At 48.6% G+C, this 19087-nt stretch carries 17 protein-coding genes and 1 riboswitch; of the genes, 5 read left to right on the forward strand and 12 right to left on the reverse strand.

Annotation, left to right across the window (positions count from 1 at the left end):
* Nucleotides 1-4: 4 nt before the first annotated feature.
* The 4 genes from HPT30_RS21545 to greA form a co-directional block, all read right to left on the reverse strand.
* Nucleotides 5-1339, reverse strand: coding sequence for an MFS transporter (locus HPT30_RS21545; RefSeq protein ID WP_175373387.1), 1335 nt, complete (start codon nucleotides 1337-1339; stop codon nucleotides 5-7).
* Nucleotides 1340-1443: 104 nt separating this feature from the next.
* Nucleotides 1444-2742, reverse strand: a complete 1299-nt coding sequence (locus HPT30_RS21550) for a nucleobase:cation symporter-2 family protein (RefSeq protein ID WP_066378253.1) — start codon at nucleotides 2740-2742, stop codon at nucleotides 1444-1446.
* A complete protein-coding gene (locus HPT30_RS21555; RefSeq protein ID WP_175373388.1) occupies nucleotides 2736-3356 on the reverse strand; it encodes a xanthine phosphoribosyltransferase in 621 nt (206 codons plus the stop codon). The genes HPT30_RS21550 and HPT30_RS21555 overlap by 7 nt, the downstream gene beginning before the upstream one ends.
* Before the next feature lie 177 nt (nucleotides 3357-3533).
* Nucleotides 3534-3637: riboswitch (purine riboswitch) on the reverse strand.
* A 173-nt stretch (nucleotides 3638-3810) separates the two neighbouring features.
* Nucleotides 3811-4290 (reverse strand): transcription elongation factor GreA, encoded by a 480-nt coding sequence (gene greA, locus HPT30_RS21560; RefSeq protein WP_175373389.1) that lies wholly within the window; start codon nucleotides 4288-4290, stop codon nucleotides 3811-3813.
* 223 nt (nucleotides 4291-4513) lie between these two features.
* Here greA and HPT30_RS21565 point away from each other — a divergent pair, with 223 nt between their 5' ends.
* From HPT30_RS21565 to HPT30_RS21575, 3 genes are all read left to right on the forward strand, one after another.
* Entirely contained in the window at nucleotides 4514-5962 is a 1449-nt protein-coding gene (locus HPT30_RS21565; RefSeq protein ID WP_175373390.1) for an FAD-dependent oxidoreductase, read from the forward strand.
* A gap of 119 nt (nucleotides 5963-6081) precedes the next feature.
* Nucleotides 6082-7257 carry an ATP-grasp domain-containing protein gene (locus HPT30_RS21570; protein ID WP_175373391.1) on the forward strand — a complete coding sequence of 392 codons (1176 nt, stop codon included), beginning with the start codon at nucleotides 6082-6084 and terminating at the stop codon, nucleotides 7255-7257.
* A gap of 2 nt (nucleotides 7258-7259) precedes the next feature.
* Nucleotides 7260-8009 carry an esterase family protein gene (locus HPT30_RS21575; protein ID WP_175373392.1) on the forward strand — a complete coding sequence of 250 codons (750 nt, stop codon included), beginning with the start codon at nucleotides 7260-7262 and terminating at the stop codon, nucleotides 8007-8009.
* 69 nt (nucleotides 8010-8078) lie between these two features.
* Here HPT30_RS21575 and HPT30_RS21580 read toward each other — a convergent pair whose 3' ends face one another.
* On the reverse strand, nucleotides 8079-8369 hold the full coding sequence (locus tag HPT30_RS21580) for a DUF6509 family protein (RefSeq protein WP_175373393.1): 291 nt from the start codon (nucleotides 8367-8369) through the stop codon (nucleotides 8079-8081).
* 175 nt (nucleotides 8370-8544) lie between these two features.
* On the reverse strand, nucleotides 8545-9642 hold the full coding sequence (rlmN, locus tag HPT30_RS21585; protein WP_175373394.1) for a dual-specificity RNA methyltransferase RlmN: 1098 nt from the start codon (nucleotides 9640-9642) through the stop codon (nucleotides 8545-8547).
* Nucleotides 9643-9867: 225 nt separating this feature from the next.
* Between rlmN and HPT30_RS21590 the strand changes: the two genes are divergently transcribed.
* Nucleotides 9868-12648: an O-antigen ligase family protein gene (locus HPT30_RS21590; RefSeq protein ID WP_175373395.1), complete on the forward strand. Its 2781-nt coding sequence runs from the start codon at nucleotides 9868-9870 to the stop codon at nucleotides 12646-12648.
* A gap of 83 nt (nucleotides 12649-12731) precedes the next feature.
* Here the strand turns inward: HPT30_RS21590 and HPT30_RS21595 are convergent, their stop codons facing one another.
* From HPT30_RS21595 to HPT30_RS21605, 3 genes are all read right to left on the reverse strand, one after another.
* Nucleotides 12732-14030 carry a polysaccharide deacetylase family protein gene (locus HPT30_RS21595; protein ID WP_175373396.1) on the reverse strand — a complete coding sequence of 433 codons (1299 nt, stop codon included), beginning with the start codon at nucleotides 14028-14030 and terminating at the stop codon, nucleotides 12732-12734.
* Nucleotides 14031-14035: 5 nt separating this feature from the next.
* Entirely contained in the window at nucleotides 14036-14695 is a 660-nt protein-coding gene (locus HPT30_RS21600; RefSeq protein ID WP_246317332.1) for a hypothetical protein, read from the reverse strand.
* Nucleotides 14696-14968: 273 nt separating this feature from the next.
* Nucleotides 14969-15631, reverse strand: coding sequence for a glycosyltransferase (locus HPT30_RS21605; protein ID WP_175373398.1), 663 nt, complete (start codon nucleotides 15629-15631; stop codon nucleotides 14969-14971).
* A gap of 148 nt (nucleotides 15632-15779) precedes the next feature.
* On the opposite strand from HPT30_RS21605, the gene HPT30_RS21610 reads away from it, so the two are divergent.
* Entirely contained in the window at nucleotides 15780-16766 is a 987-nt protein-coding gene (locus HPT30_RS21610) for a BadF/BadG/BcrA/BcrD ATPase family protein (protein WP_175373399.1), read from the forward strand.
* A 118-nt stretch (nucleotides 16767-16884) separates the two neighbouring features.
* Here HPT30_RS21610 and HPT30_RS21615 read toward each other — a convergent pair whose 3' ends face one another.
* From HPT30_RS21615 to HPT30_RS21625, 3 genes are all read right to left on the reverse strand, one after another.
* Nucleotides 16885-17241, reverse strand: coding sequence for a nucleotide excision repair endonuclease (locus HPT30_RS21615; RefSeq protein WP_175373400.1), 357 nt, complete (start codon nucleotides 17239-17241; stop codon nucleotides 16885-16887).
* Nucleotides 17242-17335: 94 nt separating this feature from the next.
* Entirely contained in the window at nucleotides 17336-18322 is a 987-nt protein-coding gene (locus HPT30_RS21620; protein ID WP_175373543.1) for an NAD-dependent epimerase/dehydratase family protein, read from the reverse strand.
* A gap of 105 nt (nucleotides 18323-18427) precedes the next feature.
* Nucleotides 18428-18985, reverse strand: coding sequence for a TetR/AcrR family transcriptional regulator (locus HPT30_RS21625; protein WP_175373401.1), 558 nt, complete (start codon nucleotides 18983-18985; stop codon nucleotides 18428-18430).
* Nucleotides 18986-19087: the final 102 nt, after the last annotated feature.

The raw sequence follows: 19087 nt of genomic DNA on the forward strand, positions 1-19087 counted from the left end.
TATGTCACTTCCCTTCTGAGATGACTTGGCTCCTTGAGCGTGACCCTCTGTACCATATCAGAACACCCAGAGAGCATAAACAGACAGCCAGCAGTACCCCATATACTTGCTTGTACGCTAAGGCTGGAGCAAGATCCTTCTGGGCATGCAGCAGTAAACCGCAGACGGCTACAGACACCGAGCCGCCAAAGAATTGGATCAATTGCAGTAGCCCCATCCCGGACCCGATCCATTGAGGCGGAAGAATTCGTGAGGTCTCGTTGTTCAACGATGCCATCGTTGCCGAGAAGGCTGGGGAGAAACAGAGGTAGCCGAGCAGAATAATCGCTGGCGAGGCCGAAAGATCCAGCGCAAAGACTCCCAGCGTGAAGGCCATGATCGCATGCCCAATCAGCAGGAAGCGCATATTGCCATAACGGTCGATCCAGCGGCCGACGAAGCGGGTACAGAAGGCGGAAAAGACTGCACCAGGGGCAATGAACAGGCCGATTGATAGCGCCGACTGATGGAATAGATTGGCGAGAGCGAGCGGCATCAGGAATAGGTTGCCAAGATTCAACACCAGGATACAGAATCCGATGGTTACCAGCTTTCCATACCCGGGCATGCCCAGTAGCTGAGGATTGATGAACGGGCTCTTTGCCCGTTTGAGATGCAGTGCATGAATCACGAAAGAAACCATGCTGATCCCGAGCCAAATCAGAGACTGGCTTGTTACAGCAATCAGCAAGCTGGCCGCATTAATGATCGTAAGAGCAGCCCCCGGCACATCAAAGCTCGCCTGCCGCGGCATTTCCTTGGGCAGCAGGCGAAGAAGTACCGGCAACACTAACAGCACCAGGCAGGTGACTCCGAACAGTCCGTTCCAGCCCCAATATTGGCTGATAAGGCCCCCTACAATCGGGCCGAGGCCGAACGCCATGGCGCTCCCCGCTGAGATCATGGCAATCGCTGCGCCCCGGCGCTCGGCAGGCACATACCGGCTGGCCAGAACAAGACCGAGGCCTGCCATGGAGCCTGATCCTGCCGACTGCAGAATTCTTGTGATTAAAAGCGCCGTGAAATGATGTGCAAATAGTCCGAAGACCGAAGCCAGCCCAAGCGTAATCAGGCCCACGGTAAGCAGCCTGCGGATCGGCACCAGATCCGACAGTCGGCTGTATATCACTGTAGACAACGCATATCCGATTGAATAGCTGGAAATCACCCATGAACCCAAATCGGCAGTGATCTGCAGATCCTGTATAATCGTTGGAATCGATACGTTAAACATCGTTGTGTTCATCACGACAATAAAGAGGCAAAAGGTCCATAGGGGCATCACGACTTTATCATTCATTAGGTTCCATCCTATCTCTTGTTATGAATCCAGTATATACTTCATGCAAAGAAGAGCAAGCCTCGGAATAGGCTTGCTCTTCTGCTGTCCTTAATGGACGTATCTTATTGGGCTTCCTGCGAAACCGCTGTAGGTACTGCATTATCTTTGGTCTTGGACAGGAAAATATTCAGAATAATGGCGGTCAACGAACCTGACACGATGCCGTTCTGCAGTAGCATTTTGGCAAACTCAGGCAGTTGGTCGAACATAGCCGGCAGCGTAGCCGAACCGAGACCCACTGCGATACTGCATGCAGCAATCAGCAGGTTACCATCCTTACGCAGATCCACTTCCGACAGAATCGACATCCCGGAAGCAGCTACCGAGCCAAACATCACGATCATGGCTCCGCCAAGCACTGCACTAGGAATGACGGTAGTCAGTGCAGCAAGCTTAGGCAGCAAACCTAGCACGATCATAATTCCACCTGCGGCAAAAATAACATTGCGTGTCTTCACGCGTGTCAACGAGATCAATCCGACATTCTGGGAGAATGCAGTGTAAGGGAAAGCATTGAAAATCCCGCCCAGCATAATGGCAAGGCCTTCCGAACGCAGTCCGTTCACAATTTGCTTCTGCTCTACCTTCTGATCGGTTGCACGGCCTACGGCAAAGTAGACGCCTGTGGATTCTACCATACTAACGATGTTCACGATAATCATCGTCACGATCGCTGTCAGATTGAACTCCGGCCAGCCGAAGTAGAACGGCTGGGCAATGCTTACCCAAGAAGCTTCAGTTACGGAAGAGAAATGAACGATCCCCATACCGTAGCCGATGGCTGTACCGACCACCAGGCCGACCAGCACGGATACCGAGCGGAGAAAGCCGGTCGCCAGACGATTAACAATAAGAATTACCAATAGGGTAATCAAAGCCAGCAGCAGATTGCGCGGCTGTCCGAAGTCAGGACTGCCTTGGCCGCCAGCCACGTTATTCATGGCTACCGGAATTAATGAAAGACCAATGATCGTCACGACAGAGCCGGTAACGATGGTCGGGAAGAACTTCAGCAGCTTGCCATATAAGGGGGCTGCCAGCACGACGAATATGCCTGAGATAATAATGGCCCCGTAGGCCGTCGCCAGATTACTGGAGAGGGAGATCGCAATGATCGGGCCTACTGCAGTAAAGGTACAGCCGAGAATGACCGGCAGACGGCTGCCGAAATACTTAGTGCCCATGACCTGCAGCAGTGTGGCCAGCCCGCAGGTGAACAGGTCGGCGGCGATCAGATACGCCATCTGTGTGTTGTTAAGCTTCAGCGCCCCTCCCACAATCAGCGGGACAATGACCGCGCCGGCATACATCGCCAGTACATGCTGAAGCCCAAGTGTGAATACCTTTTGTTTGCTTAACATCCTGCACTCTCCTTCATTGATTGTGATTCTACGGTTGAATCATTGTCTATAAAATGAATCTCTCCTGGTACCATAGAAGCGATCCGGGCCAAGGAATGAACGTTGATCCCTCGCTGCTCGAGCAGCCCACGTCCTTCCTGGAAGCTCTTCTCGATCACACAGCCTACGCCAAGCAGCTCTGCGCCTGCTTCCTCGATAATATCAGCCAGCCCCACCAGCGCTGCGCCAGTAGCCAGAAAGTCATCGACAACGAGTACTTTATCCGCAGGCCCTAGATATTTTTGCGAAATGCTAATCTGGTAATCTTCCTGACGGGTGAAAGAATGTACAGGAGCGGAATATACCGCTTCGGAAAGAGTGACTGCCTTTCTTTTCTTGGCATAGATGAATGGAACGCCCAGTGCAATCCCTGCAGCCATGGCAAACTGAATGCCGCTAGCTTCCACCGTGAGTATTTTTGTAATTGGCAGGTGACCGAAAATCCTCTTAAACTCTTGTCCGATCGCCAGTGCCAGCTCCGTATCGACCTGATGGTTCAGAAATGAATCTACCTTCAGCACCTTGTCCGATAGAATCAAGCCCTCTTGTCTAATGCGTTCCTCTAGTACCTTCATAATGAAAATTCGTCGCCCCTTCTCTTGTTGAAAAATAAAAAAGGACAGACTCCTTGAGCGGTTCCTCTCAAGTGAATCTGTCCTTCTGGGTTTTTGTCCCTGGGTGGTGTAACACATTATAGTGTCCGCATCGCTTGGACCAGCCCTTCTTTCGCCATAGCAGCAGAAGCGGAACCCTAGATGCGCTACTTCACTCATAGTCGGACAATTACAGTGGTCATCCGGTAGAAACTTATGGGCCATATCCCCATGATTATATGAGTTTTTATGAATATTCCGATTGAATACTTTGTATATCTTACACGGTCAGCTCAGGTGTTACAAGCAAAATTTTAAGGGTGTTTCTCCCTGTCTTCATGAAATAAACCATTTCATCCATTTCGCGAAACGCCGCCATCCCTACGCCCTTAAAACAAAACTCCCGGAGCTCTGATCCAGAGTCCCCGGGAGTAGGCTATACCATTTTAATCTCGAGCAATTCGTACTTGATGACACCAGCAGGTGCATTGACGTGGATAACATCACCAATTTTCTTCCCCAGCAATTCCTTGCCCAGGGGACTCTCATAGGACAGCTTGTTATCCAGCACATCTGCTTCGGCTGGGCCTACGATCTTATAGTCGATTTTCTCCGCATATTCAATATCGTTCAATGTAACCGTCGCCCCTACACTAACCACAGAGAGATCCACACTGCTCTCATCCACGATCCGGGCCTTGGTCAGCATCTTCTCCAGAATCATGATCCGGGTCTCCATGAACGACTGGTCTTCCTTCGCAGAGTGGTATTCACTGTTCTCTTTCAAGTCCCCGTAGCTGATTGCCAGCTTCAGACGTGCGGCCAGTTCCTTCCGCTTGACGGTCTTCAGGTCTCTGAGCTCATCTTCCAGCTTGGCCAACCCTTCTTTAGTTAACAATACTTCTTCATTGGACATATTCTACAACTCCTATTTGGCTTGCCTTTATTGTAGTGTAACCTATATTGAGCGAACTTGCGAAAAGAAAACGCTATACCGGGATGATAATCTAATATTTCCAATCCTGACGAGAAATTTCCGTCTGCCGGAAAGAATGAAATTACTGTACCATAGTCATATGAGTGTTCCCCGTTTCCAGGGTATATGCCTCAAAAAATGACTACAGTAAGGAGTATGGCAAGTGAAACTCAAACCGGCTGAAAGCAAGCTCAAGAAATTTCAAGGATGGCTGCTTATTGCACTTATTCTGTCGCTGCTCACCCCTATTCCTTTCTCCTCAAAGGCTCAAGCTATTACAGCATCTGGTTCAGAAGCTCCCCAGTATGATGTCGTTGTGATTGGGAGCGAAATTCAAGGCGTCCTGCTCGCCAGAGAGGCACGTAACCAGGGATTGAAGGTAATGATTCTAGACCCGCGCAGTCGCCCGGGCGGCGAGTTACTCCAAGGCCAGATGTTTTTCCTCGATGATGTGAACGACAACAGCAAGAGGAATCTGGTTCAAGGCGAGATCAAGAACCTGTTCAACGATTACAAGAAAGGCAAGATCCGCAAGGCAGGCGATTTCGAGCTCTATTATGAAAAATTGGTCCAAGGTATCCCGATGCAGAGTGGAGTCACCATTGATTCGGTGTCCACCGTGAGCGGCGCCAAGGATAAGTCCCTGCAATCCCTCACCTATCGTCTAAAGAACGGCTCCAAAACAACCGTCACCTCCAGATACTGGGTGGAAAATACAGATTTCAATGCCCTGTCCGGTAAGCTGAACGGCAAGCGCATTCCGGGAATGGAGACCATCTATAACGGTAAGAAACCAGATTACATGGCCGCCACCTATATGCTGAACTTTAAGAATGTGGACTGGGGCAAGCTGCACCAGGCTGTACTGAATGATTATCCATTAACCAACGTAGCCAAAAAATACGGCCCTAACACCTATGTAGACTGGCAGTTTGCCACCGGCTTCAGCAACATCACCAACCAGTACAAGGCCCAGAATAGCCTGTTGAAGCTGCGCGGGCTGAACGTAACCTATCAGAAGGACGGCGAAGCCATCATCAACGGTCTGCTCATTTATGATGTCAATCCTGCCGATCCCATCTCCGTACAGAGTGCAGTAGCCAAAGGCCGTGTTGAAGCACCACATATCCTGAGCTTCCTGCGTGCCAATATTCCCGGTTTCGCTAAGGCGGAGCTGAACGGCTTCCCCGACTATCTGTACATCCGCGACTATAACCGGTTCGAGACGCAATATGTGCTGGACTACCCTGATCTCATGAGCAGCAGAATGTTCTGGGATAATGTCAGCATTGGAGGCTATCCGATTGACCTGCAGGGCACTCGGACCATTCCAACCGGCATCGGATTTGGCAAGCCGGACCATTACGGTCTGCCGCTGCGTTCGTTCGAGCTGAAGTCCTATGATAATGTGCTGGTGACGGGCAAAAATGTCGGTGCTACCATCAAGGCTTACGGCAGCGCCAGAATCATGCCAACCACAGCGCTGGCGGCACAAACGATTGGAATTATTATAGGCCGGGAAAAGAATAAGCGGCTGGTTGACCTGACAGCGGCGGATTTCAAGCGAATTCATCAATACCTGGCTAAGGATTATAAAATCGTGCTCTCCTAGCAGAGCAAGGATTCAAGGTGAATCCGAGGATTGACGGATCAGGATGAAGCTGGTAGATTGAATCTAAATCATACAATTCAACTCGGAATTAATACTTTTAAGCTAAAGGGGTTGTTATCATGAATTTTGTATTTTTCTCCCCTCACTTCCCACAGAACAGCACAGAGTTTTGTTACCATCTGCACGAACAGGGAGCAACCGTGTTAGGGATTGGCGATGTCGAGTATGCCCACTTGGAGGACAAGCTGACAACCTCGCTTACAGAGTATTACAAGGTGGGTGATCTGGAGAATTATGATGAGATTCTGCGAGCCGTAGGGTATTTCACTCACAAATACGGCAAAATCGACCGCTTCGAATCCCTGAACGAATACTGGCTGGAACAGGACGCCAGCATTCGAACTGATTTCAACATCTATGGCACCAAAACGGATTTTGTGTATAACCTGAAGCAAAAGTCCAAAATGAAAGAGTTTTTCCATAAAAGCGGTGTAAGCACCGTGCAATTCTCCACAGGAACCACCCGTGCCGACATTGACCCCTTTCTTCAGACCGTCGATTTCCCTCTGGTCGTCAAACCTGACCTTGGCTCAGGCGCCAGCATGACTTACAAGATCAACAATGAACAAGAGCTGAACGATTTCTTTGCAACAAAGCCCGGGGACGTGGCTTTTATTATCGAGGAATTCATCGATGGCATTATCCTTACCTATGATGGACTGGTTGATATTCATGGGACCGTGCGTTTTGCGACCAGCCACCGCTTTGAGCAAAGTGTCATGGACGTCGTCAACAACGATGATCACCTCTTCTACTTCTGCCTCAAATATGTCAGTCCAGAGGTAGAGCAGGCTGGCAAAAGTATTCTGAAGGCCTTCGATATTCGTGAACGCTTCTTCCATATCGAGTTATTCAAATCGAATAAGGATGGACGAATCATTGCGCTGGAGGTCAACATGCGGCCGCCCGGCGCCTGGATGACGGATGCCATCAACTACACTCATGACATCGATATATACAAGGAATGGGCCTCTATGATTGTTCATAACGAGGTTGGAGGTCCTTATAACGGCAAATACTACACCGGTTATGCCAGCCGCAAAAACCACAAAACTTATACCTATAGCCATGAAGATATTCTGGCCGCCTTTGGCGCAAACATCGTCCATTTCAATGTGATTGAGGAAGTATTCAGCAGGGCCTCCGGGAACAGCGCCTATCAGTTCCGTGCAGAGGATCTGGATAAGATCAGACAGATTGTCCACTTTATCCAACAAGAAGAACAGGGTGTGTGAGGATGAGGATAAGCTATCATAAAGAGTACAGTCAATTTCTGAACCGTGATATGGAGTATAAAATCTATGGCCATGCCGGCAAACCTATGCTCGTATTCCCCACCTCGCTCGGCAGATTCTATCAATATGAGGACTCCGGCATGGTGAACACGCTCCGGGAATTTATCGATGCTGGTAAATTGCAGATTTGGGCCTGCGACAGCATCGATGAGGAGACCTTCTTCTCTACGCACTGGAATATCGAGGATAGAGTCGCCAGACATGAGCAATACGATAAATACATTACTCAAGAACTGGTACCTGGCATCCTTCATCAGAGCAAATGGAACAATGGCGGCAACGAGCAGCGTATTCTGATTTCCGGCTGCTCTATGGGCGCTTATTACAGCGGCAATTTCTTCTTCCGTTATCCGCAATATTTCGATACCTTAATCGCCCTTAGCGGGGTCTACTCTACAAGATACTTCTTTGGCGATTATGTCAGTGAGGCTGTCTATTTCAACTCACCACTGGATTATCTGCCCGGGCTGCACGATGACTATTACCTGAACCAGTACAGGCACAGCAATATCATCATTTGCTGCGGCCAGGGTGCTTATGAAGACGAGATGCTGCAGGAGACACACTTACTGCAGGATCTGCTGGAGCGCAAGCAAATCCCGGCCCGTATCGACTATTGGGGCTCAGATGTGGACCATGACTGGCCCTGGTGGAACCGGCAAATTCATCATTATGTCAGCGGCTGCCTCTAAGTCCTGCTAACGTTAAAGCGCCCCGGGCATCGTGCCCGGGGCGCTCTTTTAATTGTCTGCCGTTATGCCTTATTCTTTCGGCAGATTCTCTTTGCAGAACTGAAGCAGCTCTGCTTCCTCATCTTCTTCCAGATCGAACTCCAGAAGCTGGTGAGTTGCCGTACCCAGCAGATCGTAGCTTACGATGCTAGTGACATCATCTTCAACCTTCACAATGGTCCGTGCGGAAACGCCGCCGTCCACAAACAACTCGTCATCCTCCGCAATATCCAAATGAACCATAAACTCATATCGTTTGCCGGAAATAATTCCGAACGGGTCCTTGATTTGACCCACTATGTAGCTCTTTACTGTCAACACTGATCCATCAACCTCTTTTCCTCGCAACTGCCGCGTACCTGTATCATAACCTAACATCGGCTGGGCGGCAAACGAGGTTCTACATAAATCAGTACCTATTTCTTCCTGAGAACAGAGAGTGCCTGACTTTAAGCATGAAAAAAACGTCCCCGCAGGGACGTCCGCAATCCAAATTTTAGCCGGCTGCAACTGTATCCTGTGCAGACTTGCCTTCTTTGGTCTTCTTGATTTGCTTGCTGCGCAGCTGACCGCATGCAGCATCAATATCAGTTCCGTGCTCCAGACGGGTGCTGACACTAACGCCCTGCTTCTTGAGTGTATCAAAAAACGCGCGCACCGTTTCCCGCTCCGGTCTCTGATACTGGCCGTGCTCATCCACCGGATTGTATGGAATCAGGTTCACGTTAACAAGCGGTTTCCGATCCCCGATCAGTTCAGTCAACTCTAGCGCCTGCTCCCGCTGGTCATTAACATCCTTAAGCAGAATATACTCCAGCGTAAGTCTCCGGTTGGTCTTCTCCAGATAATAATCGATGGCAGGCATCAATTTCTCCAGCGGAATGGCGCGGTTAATCTTCATAATCCGTGTCCGCAGCTCATTATTAGGCGCATGCAGAGATACGGCAAGGTTCACTTGAAGATTAGCATCAGCGAACTCCCTGATCTTATCGGCCAGGCCACTTGTCGATACTGTGATGCCTTTTCCGGCAATCGCCAGCCCCTTATGGTCCTTGATGACCCCAAGGAAGTCGACCATATTCTTGAAGTTGTCGAACGGCTCACCGATGCCCATCACAACCACATGGCTTACCCGCTCGCCTTTTCCTTTGCTATCGAGATCCAGTTGCACCTTCATAATCTGCTCCACAATCTCTCCAGCGGAAAGATCCCGGCTCTTCGCCAGTAGTCCGCTCGCGCAGAAGCTGCAGCCGATATTGCAGCCCACTTGTGTAGTTACACAGACGGACAAGCCATATTTCTGCCGCATGAGCACGGTCTCGATCAGGTTACCATCCTTAAGGCGGAACAAGAACTTGATCGTTCCATCTGTCGATTCCTGCTTCACATGCTCCTCCATCGTACGAATCACGAAGTGGTCAGCCAGCAGTGCGATACAGTCTGTATTTACATCCGTCATTTGGGCAAAGTCCGTGACGCGTTTCCGGTACAGCCATTCCCACACTTGGGTGGCCCGGAATTTCTTATGTCCATGTTCCAGTAGCCATGACGTCAGTTGTTCAAAAGTCAATCCATAAATGGATTCTTTATTCATTGGTTATCCTCTTTTCAACACATTAAAGTCCAATCTATTCTAGCGTGTTCCAGCCAGGCTAACAATGCCTATTTATTGTCTCAAATTTTTTTTATTAAAACAAGAGCGGTTAATAAGACTCGCAGTATTTATAGCAATTACACACAGAAAACATTTATTAGCAGACTTTGTAAATATAACTATGATAAAATATTCAATTATCTACAGTAAAAGGAGATTATAGACGTGTCCAAACCTGTGTATGGTAAAAATGTAGCGCAGTCCAAAGGTTCACCAAAGATTGAAAGCCCAATATGGGTACTAGTTATTGTGCTTATTCTGTTTTTGATTTGGGCCCCGTTCCAGATTGGTCTGTTTAATGGGTATAGGGGAGATTTCGAGAAATCTCTATACATATCCGTCTTGGTAAGCCTCCTGATGCTGCTGGGCTGGATCGCGCTGAATGCCAGCAAATTCAAAATAACCGAGCAGCGTGATCTCATCCTTTTGGCGGCTGTGCTACTGCCGGTTACATACACCCTGTCTTTATTGGTTGCTGTGTCCAACTATTCAGCTATGAATATGATGTTCATCCAGAGCATGTTTGCAGCGGTCTTTATCATTTCAGTCTTTCTGTTGAAGCAGGCACGGATAAACATTATTCTTCAGCACAGCCTGCTTACTATCGCTTATTTTATTGTAGCCTTCGGACTCCTCAACTGGCTGGGAAGCTGGGAATTGGCCGGCAAGCTGGTCGGCTGGTTCTCTGAACCTGTTCACGGCGGAAAATATAACGATGCGGTGATGACCGACTCTAACGGCTTGCGACTGACTTCCATTTTCCAATATGCCAATACATACGCAGCCTTCCTGATGGCCTTCCTCTTCGTAGCCGTATTCGCCCTGATTCGTTCCCGCAAAGGATATGCTAGGCTCGCTCATGGATTTATGCTGGTTCCCGTCATCGTGTCCATTCTGCTGACTTTATCACGCGGGGGACTGGTCATGCTGCCCGTTGTCTTCATTCTCTTGCTTCTGTTCCTGAAGCCCTTACAGCAGATATTATGGATCGTACATCTTGGCATTGCTGGTGTCATCTCCCTAATCATTGCTGCACCTGTCACAAACGCAGGGATTGCGCTGAATGAGGTATACACTTCTTCCACCGCCTTAAAGGGATGGGGATATCTACTTGGAGGTTCTCTGATCGCTGCCGTGCTAAGCTGGCTAATTCAACGTTATGCCACACCCTGGTTGGGAGGGAAACTGCACAGACTGAATTCACGCAAAGGGTCTGGACTGTGGATTCCACTGGGTTCCTTACTGTTAGCCGGAATCATAGCCTTCCTGTTTATCGGCACCAGCATGAAAAATATTCTGCCGGCCAACATGAAGACGCGGCTTGAGAACATTAACTTTAATCAGCATAGTGTGCTTGAGCGCATAACCTTTTATAAGGATGCTATAAAGGTTGTGAAGGACTATCCGATCCTTGGTACCGGAGGGGGAGGCTGGGCCTCACTGTATGAACATTACCAGAATAATCCCTATATCAGTCACCAGGTGCATAATTTTTTTCTGCAGTATCTGATAGAGGTAGGCATTTTGGGATTTATAGTATTCATGGGCTTTATTCTTTATATTGTTTACAAATATTTGATTGCTTATGTAAAAAGAGAAACAGACGAGTACAACAATGGCTTCTTCTATCTCATTATTGCACTGTCCATCCTGCTTCACAGTCTGCTGGACTTCAATTTAAGCTATGCGTTTATGGGCATATTGGTCTTCATCGGTCTGGCTGGAATGGCCGTGACGATGGACAGCAAACCACTAAAACGGAACTGGAATAAACAATGGCTGCGGTGGGGGTATTTCTCCGTACTCGGGGCAGGCTCATTCATTCTGCTATTCATTCTGGCCGGTTATATCAGTTCAACCAATGCGATTGCTAAAGGTAAACAGCTACTTCGTGTCAGCCAAACATACGAAGAAATCAAGGCACCGTTCGTTAAGGCACTGAATCAACGCCCTGGTCACCCTGAAGCCTCAATATATCTTTCTTCTCTCGACCAGCAGGTATTTAATCAGACTCGGAACGAGCAATTCCTTGATGAGTCCTATCAAGTAGTCACACGAGCGCTCACAAACGAGCCTTACAACAAGCAGCTACTGACCCAATTGGCCGATTACTATGACCTCAATGGTCAAGGTAATCTAGCCCTCGGCGTGTATCGTGATCATGCTGACAATTTCGTCTGGGATATTAAATGGGTTGACACCTTGATCAGTCGCTCTTTGAACATGGGGACCGCGGCCAACACTCGGGGGGATGAGGTTGAGAAACAGGCGTACTTCAACCTTGGCCTTGAAGCCTACGCCAAGGTGTTGGCTGGGGTGGAGTACTTGAAGACGTTGCCTCAAGAGCAATTACAAGGACGTCCATACCTCGTCACACCGACCATTGCACTGAACGTGGGCAAAATGCAGCTGTTGTCCGGTGAGCCGGAGAAGGCGCAGGCTACCCTAAGGCTCGGATTCAATGAGAATTACGCAGATCTCTTAAACAACAACAATCTCTGGGAAATGGATTGGTACGGTACACTTATCAGCCGCACCTATGATCAGGGATTAGCTGCATTCAAGGGGGATGATGAAGACAATATGGAGGCTAATCTAAACTTCGGACTCCAGGCCTACAATCAAATTCTTGCCGATCTGGAATATTGGAACACACTTCCTCCCGAGAAGCTAGAGGGGAAACAGCTAACTATTCCTCCGGCAATAACACTGAATGCTGGCAAAATGAAAATGATTACCGGGAAGTTGCAAGATGCGGCGGCCACCTTAAAATCCGGGTTGAGCGAAGATTACAGCGACGCTACTAATCGCGAAATAGCTCGCTGGTATCTCGCCGCCTTGAAACGAGCAAACGCAGATCTCGACCAAACCATTTATGATAAGTTGCTTGCAGCCGATCCTGCGGAATCGGCGCAGGTGGATACCGCTGCTGCCTTACAATTTTAGCCTTCGTCAAGTTCCTGAAGGATCAATAGTCTTAACAAATAGAAGCGTATCCGTTAGCTCACGGATACGCTTCTTATGTCCTGCTATTTGAATATAACAAATTTCAGATCCTTCGCTTTCAGATACTCAATAATTTCAGGCAGAGCTTCCACCGTTATCTTCTTCTCATGCATGAGAAAGATCGCGCCGGAGGGATCAACGCTATGGAAATACTGAATCAGTTCTTCCGGTGCCTTCTTCCGCCAATCCTCCGTGTCCCGGTTCCACATAAGTACCTTCATCTGCTGCTCCGCCGCCTTACGCGATACCTTGGCATCTATGGCTCCATAAGGCGGTCGGAAGAGAGAAATCGGCACACCTGTAATCTTTTGCAGCGCTTGACTAGCTTTGGCCAGATTCGCCTTGTTCACAACTTCACTGTTCGCCGTCAGCTTGCTATGATCCCAGGAATGATTGCCGATTGACATCCCCTTGGCCAAGGCATATCTAGCCTCATCCGGATGATGCACCGCATTTTTCCCTATGAACAGGAAGGTCGCTTTCACGCCGTGGTCCACCAGAATATCCACGATCTCTTGAGTATACTTGGATGGCCCGTCATCAAAGGACAGTGCGACATACCCTTTGGGCAGTTTAGATGTATATTTATTCTTGTCTATGACAACCTCTTCAATTGGCAGAGCCTGTTTCTGGGGCTTATGGGAGGCTTGTGGAGAGACTACAGGTTCTGCAGAGGGAGTTAGCGGAACAGTGTCGGGAGCATTGTTTAGCTGAGGAAGCACAGGCGCAGGAAAGCTAGCCGTCGGCTGCTCTGCAATTTCAGAGTGTTCGAGTGCCTCTTCATTCTTGACCGAGAGTGCACGGTCTACGCTTAAGGGGGACAACAACAATAGAATACATACTAGGGCAAGCAGTACAACGGGGCCTACTCGCCGCTTTACGACGGATTTAGCTCGCTCTTTTGTAGAATCGGCCACACTGCTCACCTGTTCACTTCGGAATGACGGCTGCAGATGTTCGGGCACCGTCTCCTCCGCTTGGACAATACGTTCTATAGCTTTCAACTCATTCAATTGAGATACATAATACTGTGAGCAGGCAAAATACAGCGTTTCATTGAAGGTAGACTTCATTCTGATAAGTGTGCTGTAATATATATTCCGAAACGGGTCCCATTTGGGGTAAAGCGACAACCTCACTCTTTCCGAGTCAAAAGGGCCCAGTGCATTCAATTGGCTATATGTATATTCATCCAGTTCAAGAATACGTATGTTATACCCATTGCCGTCCGTCAAGCCTACCTCAATCTCATAACCATCTTGTCCCTTACCAAGCGACAATAGTTCTATCATTACCGTGCTGTCGGTTTCACTCGCGGACATGGAGTCTATACGTCCCCGTTTCCTTCTTTGCGCTCATTACCCGTGTTGCCGAAAGGTACGGACATACGATTGGTGAAGTCGCTGATCATACTTGAGAGGTAGGTTTTTTCTTGCCGCACGGTGTCGTATTTCTGCTTCAGATGAGCATTCTCTGTTTCCAGACGCCCGATCTTCTCTTCCAGCTCATTCATTTTCTTGAGTTTTTCCGCATGTGCTTCATTGTGCTTCTGGACTAGATTCACATATTTCTGTTGCTCCAGATCGATGCTATTCTTGAGCTCGTCAATTTCGGTAGACAAGGATGCCTGAAGCTCCCGGTAATCTTCCAGTACCTGATCAACCTTCAGATTCTTTTCGATCAGTTTCTTTTCCAGCTCCATAACGTTCTTCTCTCTCTCGTCAATGACCTTGCTGAGATTCTTAATATCACGGTTGAGCCGTTCCACATGCCCGTTCGTATGCGTAAGGCGATCCTGAAGCTCATGTATGTTCGTCTCGGCATGCTGTCTGGCCTGAATCATCTGCTCCACAGCAAAAATCAAATCAAGCGATTTCTTATCGAGCTGCGCTTTACCTGTCGAAATCATGCCCACAGGCTGCTCTACGACATCCACGATCTCTGTTTCGATTTCAGGCTCCTCAGAAATTTGCATCTTTTGAACCATATTTGGCCTCTGCTGCTTATCGGCTGTTTCTTTCTTTTTGAAAAAGGGAGAAATCATCTATTCCAATCACCTCAATTATAAATGTCAAAATATGTCGACCCTTTACGAGTCTATTATAGTTTAATTGTTCAGGTGATTAGTGAGCCTTTATATCTAACTTTGTCATTTGTTACTTAAGACCTATTTTATTAAGTTAAGTAATTCACTGTCCTTCTCTAGGCCCTCCTCCCTATAAAAAAAGAAGCACCCTTTCGGGTGCCTTGGAGTGAATCATTATTTAAATTGTTCTGGGAACTGCTTAATAATGCCCCCGCTTAGAATGTCAGCCAGCATAAGCATATGCTGCAGATTCTTGTCGAAAAGAGCGATATCTGTGTCCCACTTCTTGCCGAGCCTTGCTACCACTTCTTCGGTAATATATTGAAGATGGGTGTACAGCATCTCCTTGAGCTCTTTCTCCGACCAATTCGGATTAAGACTGCTGAGGAATTTGGCGATATCGTCGGCATTTCGATGCCACTCTTTATTGTATTTTTCCAGATCGGCCCCATTGCCAGCTTTCGCGGCCTCAAGAACTTTGCCGGCCAATAAGATATGTTCCTTCAGCAGCTTAGTCAGCTTATTGCCCGCAGCCTCGCCATAGAAAGGCTTGATGGCATCTCCGATATCCTGCTGGTTCTTCAGCAGTCTCTCCAAGGTCTTATCCTTATCTTCAAGGCCTGCCAAAGCACTGACAATATAGCTTCTTGTCCAGAGGACGTGATCGGTCCACAGCTTTCTGAAGTCTTCTTTAAGTTTGACCTGCTTAGGACTCACACACTGCTTGCCCACGCGAGCAGACATGCTCTCTGAAGCCTGAGCTGCTTGAACGGATGCCGGGGTCACGCTGATTGTAACGAATGCGCACAGCAATATTAGCTTGAACCATCTACTCATGTAATACCTTCTCCTTTAAACTGCGAATTGAATATCGTGTAATAGTGTGGACTAACCCGCTTATTTCATTCATCGTTTAGATTCAGGCCCTTTCATCGGCCGCCGCTTCCCCCTATAATGGTTGTGAATATAGCCAAGGAGGGCTCCTATGCTTGAGAATCAGGAAGTGGTTATCGGAGTAGATGGGGGAGGTACCCATACTCGGGTAATGATCAGTAGCCTGGATGGGCGTGTTCTCTCTTATGTCGAGAGCGGGGCAGCTTGGGTACATAAAGATTTGCAGGCCACACATAATGTAAAACAGGGGATACAAGAGGCTTTGCAAGCAGCAGACAGGACACTGGACGATGTGAGCGGACTTGCTGCCGGCATCGCCGGCTATGATTCAGAAGAGGATCTGGAATGGGTGAAAGCGCTAACCGATCTGGAAGGACTGAACTGCCCGAAGTGGCATTACAATGATGCGGTCGCTGCCCATTACGGAGCCCTTCTCACGAAGCCTGGCATCGTTGCCCTCTCCGGTACAGGGTCAATCATAGTCGCATTGAAGGAAGACGGACAGCTTATCCGAAATTATGACTTCCATCATTACACGAGAAGTGGCGCACGCTTTCTGGCTTATGATGCCGTATATGAAGTGCTGGCGGGGCATACAGACGGAACAGATCAGGAACTGATCGAGGAAATGCTTCGTCACTGGGACGTAAGCACGGTTCAGGAGCTGTGGCTACTCGGACAAAGGGGCTTTACCCCGGACCGTAGAGACCGGGATCGCAAATTCGAGCGGTTCACACCTTTTATCACTGAAGCAGCCTCCAAGGGAAGTTCCCTGGCGGGACGGGTATCAGACCGGGCAATCTATCAGTTGAAGGTGGGCATAGAGCTGGTGGCTCCATATCTGACAAGCGATACCGTTCCGGTCGCGTTCATTGGGAGCGTTATTAACAGTAGTTATTTCAAAGACAAGTTGCCGGTACTACTGAGCAATGGCCGCAATAAAGTCTTTTCCATCGTAGAGCCACGCTTCACCCCTGTCACGGGGTCCGTGCTATACGCGATCAGCCGGGTATCCGGCGACGGCATACAGGAGCGCTTACTTTGTAATTTGGAAAAAAGTGTCCACACCCGGCCTTAACAGGGCCCTGAAAGGGGTCTTTATTGAGTGCGGACCACCAGCAGTATCTTCGCGGACCTTAATATTACGAAACAAGCGTCTGCCAAGAGAGGCAGACGCTTGTTTGTGCTCAAAACATTTATTTGTAGAACACTTTATCTACATTGTATTTGGCTTTTCCGGTATTAATGATGTACGTTTCGTAAATCTCTCTGTCCATTGCATCTTCCACGAGGTACACTTCAATCTTGGTGACTTCGTCGCGGTGCTGTTTGATTGGCGATACGCTGTCTTCAAAATGCTTCTTGATTCTTGGTCTGAGCTTTCTGGCTTTGCCCACAAACAGCAGCTCGTCCTTGTCATTGTAGAACATGAAGATTCCGCCCAGCTCACGGGTAATCAGGTGGAAATCAGTAAATCCGTAGATGTTGCTAAGCACTGGGTTCTCTTGTTTGGTAATGGTAACTTCCGGTGTCGGAATGGTGATATTGATCATTTGTAAGAGTCACTTCCTCTGTCTATATAGAACTAAATCTTATCACAGTTCATCACGCAACACCATTTCTAACTTCAGCAAATCAGCCGTGGGTTCAGGACTTGGCCTTCACCAGACCCTGACGTCGCTTAATGGCTTGAATCGTCTCTGTAATGCCCTTCTCATAAGGGGTTGCGGGGATCGGCCCGACCAGACGCTCGTACTTTTTACCACTTAAACGCAGCGGTTCTTCCGTCAGATACAGCATCTCCACAATCTCCTTCATCACCGGGATAAACAGACCCAGCAGGGAGAGACTAGGTTTGCCGAGCGGTATCACCATTTTAGATGTTCCACTGGCCTTTCGGGCGATGTTAACAATGTCCCGCCCAGAGATAACATCTGCGCCTGGAATATTCCAGTTCTGTCCATAGGCTTCTTCTCGGCTTGCCAATTCAACAATCATCACGGCCGCATCTGGAAGATACACATATTCCCGCGGCACGGTCATCGTTCCGACGAACGCCCCCGGCTTACCAGCAGCAATTGATGCAAGTGTCGTCCCTAAATAGGAAGCATCGTTAGCTGTAGGGCCATAATAATCAGGCAGACGCACAATCATTCTCTTCGTATGGTTCCAGCGCGGGCTGAAGAACATGCGCTCGAACTCCAGCTTCTTCTTTCCCTTCTTGGTATGCGGATTCTTGGGATAATTCTCATCGATAGGCTGCTCATTATGCCGTCTGCCATAGGGATAAATTCCATCTACAGCTACTACTTTGGTGCCTAATCTGTTCGCAGCTTCCATCACCGATTCCCCCATAGGAAGCAGACGCGTAATCATTTCGTTGTAAGGAACTGAAGCACTGTGAAAAATAACATCAACGCCCTGCGCAGCCGAGTACACATCCTCGCTGTTGAATACATCCCCTGTCGTCAGAGTCAGACTGGCAGGATAGCCCAAGTCTGCCGCCAGCTGCTCCAGCTTGGGCATGGATCGGCCGAAGGCTACCGTGTGCACCCCTCTTTTTAACAGCTCCGCAATAATTACAGTTCCCGTTCCGCCCGTTGCACCCAGCACTAAAGCTTTTTTCAATAACATCATAATTCCTCCTTGGTTATATTGTTAGTGATTAATCAATAACTAATGATGAAAAAAATCTCTAAGGGCATTTGCCCTTAGAATGTCTGCATTGTGCCTGGTTCGCTACAGCTCCTTCGGATGCTTCGGCTTCAGCTGAGGCATCTCCAAGGCCATTGCAATATTGCACAACATACCGTTCGCCATAAAGCTGCTGACTAGCACCTCAGGTTGCGGCATTCCAGCAGCAATGAATTTCCCCTCCACCAGGCTCGTCACTCTGCTCATTCCACCCTGCATTGTCTGCCGGATCAACTCATCGCGGATACCTAGAGCCTGAACCTGAAGAATAATCTCATTGGGATGCGTCTCCATCAGCAGCTCGTAAGTGCGGATTGCCTCCTGAAGCAGAGTGTCAGCCGATGCCTTAACGCCTTGAAAGGCTTGAACAATACGTTCAAATGACCGTTCCAAAGCCGCTATGAACAACTCTTCCTTGTTCTTGAAGACCTTGAATACATAAGGCTGGGAAATGCCTACCTTCTCGGCAACCTGAGCTGTTGTAGCCCGATAATAGCCATGCTCCGCAAAGACAACAACCGCGGCCTCCAAAATCTGCTCCCGGCGGTTGATAGAGGGCGATTCATCAGCCTTGCCACGGGTCGTAGTCGATTCTTTGCTCATTTTAACCTCCTTGCAGCGTTTCATTCGATTGGTTATTGATCAATCACTCTCTTGGGATGAGTATAATCCTCTCCTATCCAAAAAGCAACCCCTAATTGCAGC

The organism is Paenibacillus agri (assembly GCF_013359945.1).
Taxonomy (GTDB): domain Bacteria; phylum Bacillota; class Bacilli; order Paenibacillales; family Paenibacillaceae; genus Paenibacillus_AQ; species Paenibacillus_AQ agri.

What these genes read in the sequence shown, in the direction of transcription:
- HPT30_RS21545 (WP_175373387.1), bottom strand. Translation starts at nt 1,339, where the DNA reads ATGAATGATAAAGTCGTGATGCCCCTATGGACCTTTTGCCTCTTTATT.
- HPT30_RS21550 (WP_066378253.1), bottom strand. Translation starts at nt 2,742, where the DNA reads ATGTTAAGCAAACAAAAGGTATTCACACTTGGGCTTCAGCATGTACTG.
- HPT30_RS21555 (WP_175373388.1), bottom strand. Translation starts at nt 3,356, where the DNA reads ATGAAGGTACTAGAGGAACGCATTAGACAAGAGGGCTTGATTCTATCG.
- greA (WP_175373389.1), bottom strand. Translation starts at nt 4,290, where the DNA reads ATGTCCAATGAAGAAGTATTGTTAACTAAAGAAGGGTTGGCCAAGCTG.
- HPT30_RS21570 (WP_175373391.1), top strand. Translation starts at nt 6,082, where the DNA reads ATGAATTTTGTATTTTTCTCCCCTCACTTCCCACAGAACAGCACAGAG.
- HPT30_RS21575 (WP_175373392.1), top strand. Translation starts at nt 7,260, where the DNA reads ATGAGGATAAGCTATCATAAAGAGTACAGTCAATTTCTGAACCGTGAT.
- rlmN (WP_175373394.1), bottom strand. Translation starts at nt 9,642, where the DNA reads ATGAATAAAGAATCCATTTATGGATTGACTTTTGAACAACTGACGTCA.
- HPT30_RS21595 (WP_175373396.1), bottom strand. Translation starts at nt 14,030, where the DNA reads ATGTCCGCGAGTGAAACCGACAGCACGGTAATGATAGAACTATTGTCG.
- HPT30_RS21600 (WP_246317332.1), bottom strand. Translation starts at nt 14,695, where the DNA reads ATGGTTCAAAAGATGCAAATTTCTGAGGAGCCTGAAATCGAAACAGAG.
- HPT30_RS21605 (WP_175373398.1), bottom strand. Translation starts at nt 15,631, where the DNA reads ATGAGTAGATGGTTCAAGCTAATATTGCTGTGCGCATTCGTTACAATC.
- HPT30_RS21610 (WP_175373399.1), top strand. Translation starts at nt 15,780, where the DNA reads ATGCTTGAGAATCAGGAAGTGGTTATCGGAGTAGATGGGGGAGGTACC.
- HPT30_RS21615 (WP_175373400.1), bottom strand. Translation starts at nt 17,241, where the DNA reads ATGATCAATATCACCATTCCGACACCGGAAGTTACCATTACCAAACAA.
- HPT30_RS21620 (WP_175373543.1), bottom strand. Translation starts at nt 18,322, where the DNA reads ATGTTATTGAAAAAAGCTTTAGTGCTGGGTGCAACGGGCGGAACGGGA.
- HPT30_RS21625 (WP_175373401.1), bottom strand. Translation starts at nt 18,985, where the DNA reads ATGAGCAAAGAATCGACTACGACCCGTGGCAAGGCTGATGAATCGCCC.